This window comes from Streptomyces sp. HSW2009 (assembly GCF_040240285.1).
Lineage (GTDB): Bacteria > Actinomycetota > Actinomycetes > Streptomycetales > Streptomycetaceae > Streptomyces.
In genome coordinates, this window is sequence record NZ_JBEHZD010000305.1 from 1 (window position 1) to 9,359 (window position 9,359).

Sequence of the window (9,359 nt, forward strand, 5' to 3'; positions counted from 1 at the left end):
GGCCGCGTCAGAGGTGTATACGAGACCGGGACCCCCACTGCTGCTGGGTCTCCCGCCAGCCCGCCGGCCCCGGCCGCACCGACTTCAGCCGCACCGACTCCAGCCGCGCCGGCCGCGCCTGCCGCGGCCCAGCCGCGCCTGACCTGGACCGAGGACGGCACGTCGTACGAGGCGCGGTGGCGTTCGGAGAGCGGCGTGCCGGCGCCCCGGCGGGTGGTGATCGGCGACGACAGGATGACGGCGGACGCGGCGTACAAGCTGGTCTGCGAGGGCACGGCGGTGCTCTGGCGCGGGGACTACCACCAGGCGCGGCAGCTCCTCCAGGCGCTGGCCCGGCGCACCGACCGCAGCGCGGACCGCAAGCGCCCGGCCCGCAGACGGCGCGGCGGCGCGGGCGCACCGCTCCCGGCGGACGGGGCCGCAGCGCCCGCGGGCGCGCCGGACGAGTCCCCCGCCCACGCCTTCCACCTGCACCGCAAGGCGCAGGCGCAGCGCGCGCGGCTGCTCGGCATGGTGCTGGTCCCGGTCGAGCCCGGGCCGGAACCGGCGGCCGGTCCCCGCATCCCCCTGCGGCGTGCCCCGGACGTGGCCGCGGCCGGCCGGGAGGCGTGGGGTGCGGACGCCGCGGCCGAGCCGGCGGTGATCTCGCTGCGCGAACTCCTCGGCCTCGTCGGCGCCCACGAATGGCGCCGCAAGGGCGTGCCGATCGACGCGCTCGGCGGGGACCTCGTGCACCCGTACTACGGGGTGTTCTCGCCGATCAGGGGCGAGTACGTGGACCTGGTGGCGCAGGCGCCGCTGCCTGCCGGCGCCGCCGACCTGGCCTTCGACATCGGCACCGGCACCGGCGTGCTGGCCGCCGTGCTCGCCCGGCGCGGCGTGCGGCGGGTGGTCGGCACGGACCAGGACCCCCGCGCGCTCGCCTGCGCGCGCGAGAACGCGGCTGCGCTCGGCGTCGCGGAGCAGGTGGAGGTGGTCGCCGCCGACCTCTTCCCCGCCGGTCGGGCGCCGCTCGTGGTGTGCAACCCGCCCTGGGTGCCGGCCAAGCCCACCTCACCGGTGGAGTACGCGGTGTACGACCCGGACAGCCGCATGCTCCGCGGCTATCTGAGCGGCCTCGCCGCCCATCTGACGCCGGCGGGCGAGGGCTGGCTGATCCTCTCCGACCTGGCCGAACACCTCGGCCTGCGCACCAGGGCCGAACTGCTCGACCTCATAGCGGCGGCCGGGCTGCGCGTCGTCGACCGGCTGGACGTCCGCCCCCGGCACGGCCGCGCCACCGACCGGACGGACCCGCTGCACGCGGCCCGGGCGGCGGAAGTGACCTCGCTGTGGCGGTTGACCGCGATACCGGGGGAGGGGCGGGCGCCCGCGGCGCAGTAGCCCGCTGGCTTGGGCCCGGGCCGGCGCCCGGCAGCGCGTCGCCTGCCCGCCGGGGCGAAGCCACGTACGAGCAGGGAGCCGTCTGTGGGACGGAAGCAGTCTGCGGTACGGGCCGCCGGGCGGGTCGGGCCGACGGGCAGCCGGCTCGGCCGGGCGAGCCGGCCGGCCGAGCACCGGCAGCGGCGCGAACGCTCAGCCCGCGAGCTGTCGGTCGGACTCCGCGATGGCCAGGTCGTTGATGCTCGCGTAGCGCCGCTGCATCAGGCCGTCCGGGGCGAACTCCCACTGCTCGTTGCCGTAGCTGCGCCACCACTGGCCGCTGTCGTCGTGCCACTCGTAGGTGAAACGTACGGAGATCCGGTGGTCGGTGTACGACCACAGCTCCTTGCGCAGTCGGTACGCGTGCTCGCGCCGCCACTTCTCGGTCAGAAAGGCGCGGATCTGGTCGCGTCCGCGCAGGAAGACGTCGCGGTTTCGCCACTCGGAGTCCTCCGTGTACGCCAGCGCCACCCGCTCGGGGTCGCGCGAGTTCCACGCGTCCTCGGCGTTCTGTACCTTGCGGCGCGCGGTCTCCTCGGTGAACGGCGGCAGTGGGGGCAAGGGGGACATGGGTTGCTCCTCCGTCGGGACGTGCGTGCCGGGCATGCGTGCCGGGCGCCCGGGCGTGACCAGGGCGCATGGTGGAGAACGGGCGTTCTCCAGCCCTGCCGGGTACAGTAGGAGAACCATCGTTCTTCGCGCAAGTGTCGCCGGCCCGTACGAGCCCACGGCGCTGCCGGCAGCACGGCGACCAGGCGGCGACGGGAGCGGCGGCAGCGGCGGCAGGGACGGCGACGGTGGCGGCAGTGGTGCCGGCGCGTCGATCGATGAGCGAAGCAGAAGCGAGGTGGGTGCGGGATGGCGGCGAGTGCGGCGGCCGACGAACAGGTCCGGGTGCGGGTCCTGGACGCGGCCGAGGGGCTGTTCTACGCCCGGGGCGTGCGGGCGGTGGGCATGGATGCGGTACGCGGCGCCGCCGATGTCTCCCTCAAGCGCCTCTACCAGCTCTTCCCGGCCAAGGAACGGCTGGTGGAGGAGTTCCTGCGGCGCCGCGACCAGTCCTGGCGCGCCGCCCTCACCCGCTACGCCGACGCCCGGCCCACCCCGCGCGCCCGGCTGCTCGCGGTCTTCGACTGGCTCGCCGAGTGGTTCGCCGAGCCGGGCTTCCGGGGCTGTGCCTTCATCAACTGCTATGCCGAACTCGGCGGCACCTCACCGGCCGTCGCCGACCTGGCGCGTACCCACAAGCAGGCGGTACGGGAGTACCTCGGCGAACTGACCGCGGCCCTGGACGTCGCCGCCCCCGAGGCGCTCGCCGGCCAGTTGGCCCTCCTCGTCGAGGGCGCCATCACCACCGCGGCCCTCACCGCCTCCGCCACCCCGGCCCACGAGGCCCGCACCGCCGCCGCGGCCCTGCTCGACGCGGCGGGCGCCCGCGCGCCCGAAGCCGGGGGAAGCGGCGGGGGTGCCGGGGCCGAGGGGTGAACGGGCCGGGGTGCCGGGCTGAGGAGCGAGCGGCCGGCGCTGTGGCGGAGGGGGTGCGGCCTGGGCCTGGACCGGCCGCTATCTCGACGGGGGAGCGGCCTGGACGGGGCGGCTGCCCCCGACTCCGCCGACCTCGACGGATCAGCGGCTGGGGCGCCGGGCCCTAACGGCTGTGCGGCCGGGGGCGCCGGTGTGCCGGCCCGGCCCTGAGGGTGAGCGACCGGCGGCCCGTACCGTACGGAAAGTACGGGCCACCCCCGCAGGCCCCGTCTACCCCTCCTCGCCCGCCACTTCAAGCACCGCCTTGCCCGGCACTCGGCGCTCGCTCAGCTCCCGCGCCGCTTCGGTGGCGCGGCTCCAGTCGCCGCGCCAGGCGATCTGCGGGTCGATGGTGCCGCTGGCGAGCAGGCCGGCGAGCCAGGTCAGGTCCGCGCCGAGCCGCGTCGCGTCCTGGAGCAGGTAGAAGGAGGTCAGCGCACGGTTGTGGCGGCCGAGGTGGCCGAAGAGCGCCCCGAAGGGGAAGTGCTCGCCGGTGCCGGCGGCGTGCCCGACCGCGACCAGTGTCCCGTGCGGCTCCAACGAGGCGTAGGCGGACACGAGTTGGTCACCGCCCACCATGTCGAGCACCCCGTACACCGGGCCGCTGGGCACCAGGCCGACCTCCACCCCGAGCGCGCCGCCGACCCCGCCGCCAGCTTTGCCGCCGACCCCGCCGCCGTCGGCCCTGCCGTCGCCGTCCCCGGCCCCGGTCTGCTGCGACCCGTCGGCCGCCGCCCCGACGTGGCCGATCTCCGCGGCGCCGAGCGCCCGTAGTCCCTCGGCGCCGGCCGGCGTGCTGGTAGCGGCGATGACGTGCGCGCCGCCGAGCGCCGCGAGTTGTACGGCGTACCGGCCCACGCCCCCGCCCGCGCCGGTGACCAGAATGCGGCGGCCCAGGACGCTGCCGAGCCGGCGCAGCCCGCGCAGCGCCGAACCCGCGGCCACCGGGAGCGTGCTCGCCGCGGCGAGGCTCACCCCGGCCGGTACGGAACCGATCAACTCGGTGTCCACGGCGCGCAATTCGGCCCACGCGCCGCCGTCGCCGAGCGTCACCACCCGGCTGCCGACGGCGGGTCCCGTGCCGTCGGCTGCGGCCTGCACCACCGTGCCCGCCGCGTCCCAGCCCGGCACCGCGCCCTGCGGGCCGTCCGGGATGACGGCGTCCACCTCGCCCCGGTTAAGGGAGAACGCGGCCACCCGCACCAGCGCCTGTCCGGGACCGGGCTCCGGGTCGGCGGTCTCGGTCAGGCGCAGCCCACCCGGGGCCTCGTGGTCGATCACCCATGCGCGCATGGCTCACTCACATCCCTCGTATCGGGGGGCCGGCGGCCCCGCCCCGAGATAGTGCCACTGAGTGGCATAAGCGTTCAAGGGGCATTTGCCGTCGCGGTGCAGGGGGCGACGTACACTGCTCGCGTGACCTCCGCCGCCGACCCCGCAGACCCGAAGGAACCGGCCGGCCCGACGACCGGCGCCGCACCCGCGGCCGACACCGCCCCCGAACCTCCGCCTGAGACCCCGCAGCGCCTCCCGCTGCGCGAGCGCAAGAAGCTGCGGACCCGGCAGGCGCTGGTCGACGCGGCGCTGCGGCTGTTCACCACGCAGGGCTTCGCCGAGACCACGCTCGATCAGCTCGTGGACGCCGTGGAGGTCTCCAAGCGGACCTTCTTCCGCGCCTTCTCCGGCAAGGAGGACGTGGCACTCGCACCCGAGAAGGAGCTCTGGGACACCTATCGGCGCCGGATCGAGGCCAGCGAACTCGACGGCCCGCTGCTCACCGCGTACCAGGACGCCCTCATCGCCGCCATCGCCGACATGTCCGACGGCTGGGAGGGCCGGTTCCTGGTCAGCCGGGCCCTCGCCGACCGCACGCCGGCCCTGACCGCCCACAGCCTCCAGCACTGCGCGGAGGTGACGGACGCGGTGGTGGCCACGGTGGTCGAGCGGCTCCCCGCCGAACGCGGGATCGGCGCGCTCCCCGCCCGGCTGCTCCTCGAACTGATGGTGGCCGCCTGGCGCAACGCGCTGCGCGAGTGGTCCACCGGGGCCGGCCGCGACCCGGCGACCGCCGGCGCCGACGACCGCGAGGCACTCCGCGCCAGCGTCCGCGCCTCCTTCACGGCCCTCCCCGCCGTGGCCCCCCTCCTCCAGCCGTAACCCCGACCGCCCCACGGCCCCGGCCCGCCACCCCCGGGCCCACCCCGACCGCAAGCCCCTGCCCCGTACGCGTACGACCTGTATGCAACTCGCCTGCAACCCGCATGCACTCCGTGCACAACCCGCACACGACATGCGCCGCACCGCATACAACGTCCATCACCTTGTACACATCGCGCGCCGCGCCGCATACAACGCCTGCCACCTTGTATGCATCCCGCGCCGCGTCGCATCCCCTTGTATGCATGTCGCGCAGCGATGCATACAACGCCCGCCTCTCGTATGCATCGCGCACGGCGTCGCATGCAACGCCCGCCACTCCGTATGCATCGCGCGCGGCCTCGCACGCAACGCTCGCCATCCCGCGCCGCGTCACATACAGCGCCTGCCACCCCGCCCGCCGACTCGGGAAGGGGGCCGGGGAAAGAGGGGCGGAAAACGGAGCAGGGCCCTCCCCGTTTCGCGGTACGGGATGGGCCCTGCTTCCGTGAGTGCGGGCGCGGCGCGCCGGCGCACGCCGTTCGGCGGCGTGCGGCGTGCCGTCACTCCTCCAGGGTCAGCCCCTTGCGGAGCTTGTTCAGCGTGCGGGAGAGCAGTCGGGAGACGTGCATCTGGGAGATGCCGAGTTCCTCGCCGATCTCCGACTGGGTCATGTTCGCCACGAACCGCAGCGAGAGGATCTTGCGGTCGCGCGGCGGGAGCTCGGCGATCAGCGGTTTGAGCGACTCGACGTACTCGATGCCTTCGAGTCCGTGGTCCTCGTAGCCGATCCGGTCGGCCAGCGCGCTTTCGCTGTCGTCCTCCTCCGGCTGGGCGTCCAGCGAGCTCGCGGTGTACGCGTTGCTCGCGGCCATGCCCTCGATGACCTCTTCGTTGCTGAGGTCGAGACGCTCGGCGAGTTCGCCGACGGTGGGCGCGCGGTCGAGCTTCTGGGCGAGCTCGTCACCGGCCTTGGCCAGGTCGAGCCGCAGCTCCTGGAGCCGCCGCGGGACCCGCACCGACCAACTGGTGTCCCGGAAGAAGCGCTTGATCTCGCCGATGATCGTCGGCATCGCGAAGGTGGGGAACTCCACGCCGCGGCTGAGCTCGAACCGGTCGATGGCCTTGATCAGGCCGATGGTGCCCACCTGGATGATGTCTTCCATCGGCTCGCTGCGGGAGCGGAACCGGGAAGCGGCGAACTTGACCAGGGCCAGGTTCAGCTCGACCAGGGTGTTGCGGACGTACGCGTACGCATGGGTGCCTTCCTCAAGCGACTCAAGGCGCTCGAAGAGGGTCTTGGACAGGGCCCTCGCGTCGACCGGGCCGACCTCGTCGAAGGGCGGGATCTCGGGCAGGTCGTCGAAGTACTCGGCGAGCGCCGGCTCCTGCGGGGCGGCGTCAGCCGGGAGGTCCGCAGACGGTGTCAGCTCGTCCTGCTGGGGCGAGGGTGTCGACGAGGCGGGGTCCCGAATGTGTTCGGTGCGCGATTCGTCGAGCCGGGGTGACATGGGTGTCCTCCATCATTCTCGGCATATGGCTGCCGAAGCCATAACGTCGTGCTGCGGTGAGCGGCGCCTCCAAAGCCGGGCCGTGTTCGGGTGTGTCCATCTACGCCTACCCGCATTGACCCGGAAGTGGCAAGTGCGTGTTGTCCGTATTTGGTGATATATGCCAGTTGTTCGGCTACCGCACGCCGTATCGAAGGCGTAGGGTTCGAGGCGCGCAATCGAAAGCCACGAGACGCCAGAAGAGGTGCGTGCATGGACCCCGGGATGGTCGGCAGCGCGAGCAGGGGCCGACTGCGAGTCGAGGTACGGCACCACGGAGCGAGCGCGGTAGTGACGCCGGCGGGTGAGCTCGACCACCACACCGCCGAGTTGTTGCGCGAGCCACTGGAGCAGTGCGTCACCGACGGACGCTCCCGGCTGGTCGTCGACTGCTCGCGGCTGGAGTTCTGTGATTCCACGGGCCTGAACGTGCTGCTCGGCGCCCGGCTGAAGGCCGAGGCCGCAGGGGGTGGGGTCCATCTCGCTGGCATGCTCCCCGTCGTGGCCCGGGTCTTCGAGATCACCGGCGCCGATGCCGTCTTTACCGTGCACGACACATTGGACGCGGCACTCATCGAGTGATGCGGGCCTGGTCTGTCGTGTGCGCTTCTTGCGTGCGTTACTTGAGTCACACGGCCCGGGTCGAAGAAGTGGGTGTTCTCACGCCGCGCCCGGGCAGGAGACAGCTAAATCTGCTCGACGTGACAGGCAGCCCCTGTCCCTGAATCGGTGAATCGGTGAGGTGAAGCGCTGATGAGCACCGCGCGGCCGTACTCGCCGGGTGACCGCGGCCCGGAGGCTGATGCCACCGCTCCGGCCCGCCCGTCGCACGGGCAGATCCGCCGACTCACCCTGATAGACGCCAGCGGCGCGGTGCCGCGCGCCCGCGACTTCGCGCGCGAGGCACTGCGCGACTGGGGCTGGCTGCCGGCCTCGACGGCGGACCAGCGGGCCGCCGCCGAAGACGTCCTGCTGGTCGTCTCGGAGCTGGTCACCAATGCCTGCCTGCACGCCGAGGGGCCCGAAGAGCTGCGGGTGAGCTGCGGCGACAAGTCGCTCCGGCTTGAGGTCCGCGACCGGGGAGCGGGCACCCCCGCGCCCCGCACACCGCACCGCGCCGGCCGCCCCGGTGGCCATGGGATGTTCATCGTGCAGCGCCTCTGCCTCGACTGGGGTGTCATACGGAACGCTGACGGTGCCGGAAAAACGGTCTGGGCGGAACTCGCCGCGCCAGGCTGACCCACCCGGTTCGCCCACTCCGCCGCAGCCCCACGGCGCTCCGCGCCACCACCCACCCCCACCCCGTAGCCATCGCCGCTCCCCGTGGCCGGCCTCCACACGCCTGCCCCGACCACCTCCGAGGGAATGCTCAGGGCCCCCCCCCCGGGGGGGGGGGGCCCGGGGCGTTACAGCAAGCCGTCCCACATCTGCTCAAGCAGCACCGCCCACCAGTTCTCCGGCGAGGCGAGCGCCGCCGGGTCGAGGGCGGACAGGTGGTTCTGGAAGTCGACCGTCCAGCGGCCCGCCTGGTCCGGCGTCAGCCCGGTCCGCAGTCGCCACATCCAGCCCAGCAGACCCAGGCAGCGCACGAACTCCGGCAGCCCGGTGTTGACGAACTGCGGCGGCACCGGGGCGCCGCCGGGGCCGCCCTCCACGGGCACCGCGACGATGTGCGCCGTGCCGTACTGCACGCACAGTTGGCGGCCGTAGTCGTTGCCCATCACCAGGTACGAACCGGCGTCGGACGCGGGCTGCACCTGGCGTTCGGCGGCGAGTTCGGCGAGCGTGGGCACCGGGCGGCCGGGCTGCGCCTGCGCCCAGAAGAACGGTCCGAAGTCGACCGGCAGTCCGGCCCACACCAGCGTCTGCGCGACGATGTCCGGCACGCCCTGCCGGGAGACGGCGCGCTGGTCGAAGCGGAAGATCCCCTGCGGCCCGAACGCGTTGAGCAACTCCTGTGCCAGGCCCTCCGGCGGCACCGCGGGGGCCCGCTGGATCTGGCTGGGGTGCGGCAGCGGCACCCGCACCGGCGCCGGACGGGCCGGCCCGTCCGCCACCTGGTGCAACTCGCCCTGGTGCTCGATCAGATGCCGTACGCCCTGCTGCCGGGTCGCGTGGTCGCGGCCGTACGGGGCGGTGTGGCTGATGCGCACCTGCGGCCAGGACTCGCGGATCATCCGGGCGCAGTAGCCGCCCGGCAGGTCGCAGCACTCCAACTCGGTGTGCAGTTCGAGCACCTGCTGCGGCGGCACGTTCATGGCCCGCAGCTCGTGCAGGATCTGCCACTCCGGGTGCGGGGTGCCCGGCGCGGAGCGGCGGATGATCTGCTGCTCGGAGCCGTCCTGCGCGCGGTAGCGGAGCACCGCCATGTAGCCGGGGCCGACCGTGGGGACCCCGGGGGGCGGCTGCGGGTAGCCGTAGGGCTGCGCCATCGCGGGCGCGCCCGGCATGCCGACGCCGGGCTGCGGGGGCATGCCCGGGTGGCCGCCCAGCGGCGGGGCGTGCGGTACGGGCGCGCCGTGCGGCGGATGCGGGCCGCCGACACCGGGCTGTCCCGGCGGGATCGGGCCGCCGGGGCCGGCCAGCATCGTCGCGGCGGCGTGCACCCCACCGGGTGCACCCGGCACTCCGGGCGCGCCAGGTGCGCCGGGAGTAGTGCGGCGCGCCCCTCGACGTCGCCGAACGGCAGCACGTTCAGCCGGGACGTCGCGTCGGTCACCTCGGCGA

Annotated in this window: 9 protein-coding genes; 5 read left to right on the forward strand and 4 right to left on the reverse strand. The window is 74.0% G+C overall.

Translation table 11 applies throughout. From position 1 onward, the window contains the following. Nucleotides 1–195 precede the first annotated feature (195 nt). Complete coding sequence (locus tag AAHZ94_RS21255; protein WP_349994572.1) at nucleotides 196–1,383, forward strand: 50S ribosomal protein L11 methyltransferase; 1,188 nt, start codon at nucleotides 196–198, stop codon at nucleotides 1,381–1,383. 192 nt (nucleotides 1,384–1,575) lie between these two features. On the opposite strand, the gene AAHZ94_RS21260 is transcribed toward AAHZ94_RS21255, so the two are convergent. Next, complete coding sequence (locus tag AAHZ94_RS21260) at nucleotides 1,576–1,992, reverse strand: nuclear transport factor 2 family protein (protein ID WP_349994573.1); 417 nt, start codon at nucleotides 1,990–1,992, stop codon at nucleotides 1,576–1,578. 288 nt (nucleotides 1,993–2,280) lie between these two features. Between AAHZ94_RS21260 and AAHZ94_RS21265 the strand changes: the two genes are divergently transcribed. Beyond that, nucleotides 2,281–2,907: a TetR/AcrR family transcriptional regulator gene (locus tag AAHZ94_RS21265; RefSeq protein ID WP_349994574.1), complete on the forward strand. Its 627-nt coding sequence runs from the start codon at nucleotides 2,281–2,283 to the stop codon at nucleotides 2,905–2,907. A gap of 270 nt (nucleotides 2,908–3,177) precedes the next feature. Here the strand turns inward: AAHZ94_RS21265 and AAHZ94_RS21270 are convergent, their stop codons facing one another. Beyond that, nucleotides 3,178–4,239: a zinc-binding dehydrogenase gene (locus tag AAHZ94_RS21270; RefSeq protein WP_349994575.1), complete on the reverse strand. Its 1,062-nt coding sequence runs from the start codon at nucleotides 4,237–4,239 to the stop codon at nucleotides 3,178–3,180. 123 nt (nucleotides 4,240–4,362) lie between these two features. Here AAHZ94_RS21270 and AAHZ94_RS21275 point away from each other — a divergent pair, with 123 nt between their 5' ends. Further along, complete coding sequence (locus tag AAHZ94_RS21275) at nucleotides 4,363–5,103, forward strand: TetR/AcrR family transcriptional regulator (RefSeq protein WP_349994576.1); 741 nt, start codon at nucleotides 4,363–4,365, stop codon at nucleotides 5,101–5,103. A 542-nt stretch (nucleotides 5,104–5,645) separates the two neighbouring features. Here AAHZ94_RS21275 and AAHZ94_RS21280 read toward each other — a convergent pair. Further along, on the reverse strand, nucleotides 5,646–6,593 hold the full coding sequence (locus tag AAHZ94_RS21280; RefSeq protein WP_349994577.1) for an RNA polymerase sigma factor SigF: 948 nt from the start codon (nucleotides 6,591–6,593) through the stop codon (nucleotides 5,646–5,648). A 252-nt stretch (nucleotides 6,594–6,845) separates the two neighbouring features. On the opposite strand from AAHZ94_RS21280, the gene AAHZ94_RS21285 reads away from it, so the two are divergent. Both AAHZ94_RS21285 and AAHZ94_RS21290 read left to right on the forward strand, forming a co-directional pair. Further along, nucleotides 6,846–7,214 carry an STAS domain-containing protein gene (locus AAHZ94_RS21285; protein WP_349994578.1) on the forward strand — a complete coding sequence of 123 codons (369 nt, stop codon included), beginning with the start codon at nucleotides 6,846–6,848 and terminating at the stop codon, nucleotides 7,212–7,214. Between the two features lie 171 nt (nucleotides 7,215–7,385). After that, nucleotides 7,386–7,871, forward strand: coding sequence for an ATP-binding protein (locus tag AAHZ94_RS21290; protein WP_349994579.1), 486 nt, complete (start codon nucleotides 7,386–7,388; stop codon nucleotides 7,869–7,871). A gap of 167 nt (nucleotides 7,872–8,038) precedes the next feature. On the opposite strand, the gene AAHZ94_RS21295 is transcribed toward AAHZ94_RS21290, so the two are convergent. Continuing rightward, nucleotides 8,039–9,359, reverse strand: a 1,321-nt coding sequence (locus tag AAHZ94_RS21295) for an SUKH-4 family immunity protein (protein WP_502964731.1), incomplete at its 5' end; no start/stop codon positions are given.

Excerpts from the sequence above, each read along its gene's own strand:
- AAHZ94_RS21285 (WP_349994578.1), top strand. The coding sequence starts at position 6,846 with ATGGACCCCGGGATGGTCGGCAGCGCGAGCAGGGGCCGACTGCGAGTC.
- AAHZ94_RS21260 (WP_349994573.1), bottom strand. The coding sequence starts at position 1,992 with ATGTCCCCCTTGCCCCCACTGCCGCCGTTCACCGAGGAGACCGCGCGC.
- AAHZ94_RS21265 (WP_349994574.1), top strand. The coding sequence starts at position 2,281 with ATGGCGGCGAGTGCGGCGGCCGACGAACAGGTCCGGGTGCGGGTCCTG.
- AAHZ94_RS21290 (WP_349994579.1), top strand. The coding sequence starts at position 7,386 with ATGAGCACCGCGCGGCCGTACTCGCCGGGTGACCGCGGCCCGGAGGCT.
- AAHZ94_RS21270 (WP_349994575.1), bottom strand. The coding sequence starts at position 4,239 with ATGCGCGCATGGGTGATCGACCACGAGGCCCCGGGTGGGCTGCGCCTG.
- AAHZ94_RS21280 (WP_349994577.1), bottom strand. The coding sequence starts at position 6,593 with ATGTCACCCCGGCTCGACGAATCGCGCACCGAACACATTCGGGACCCC.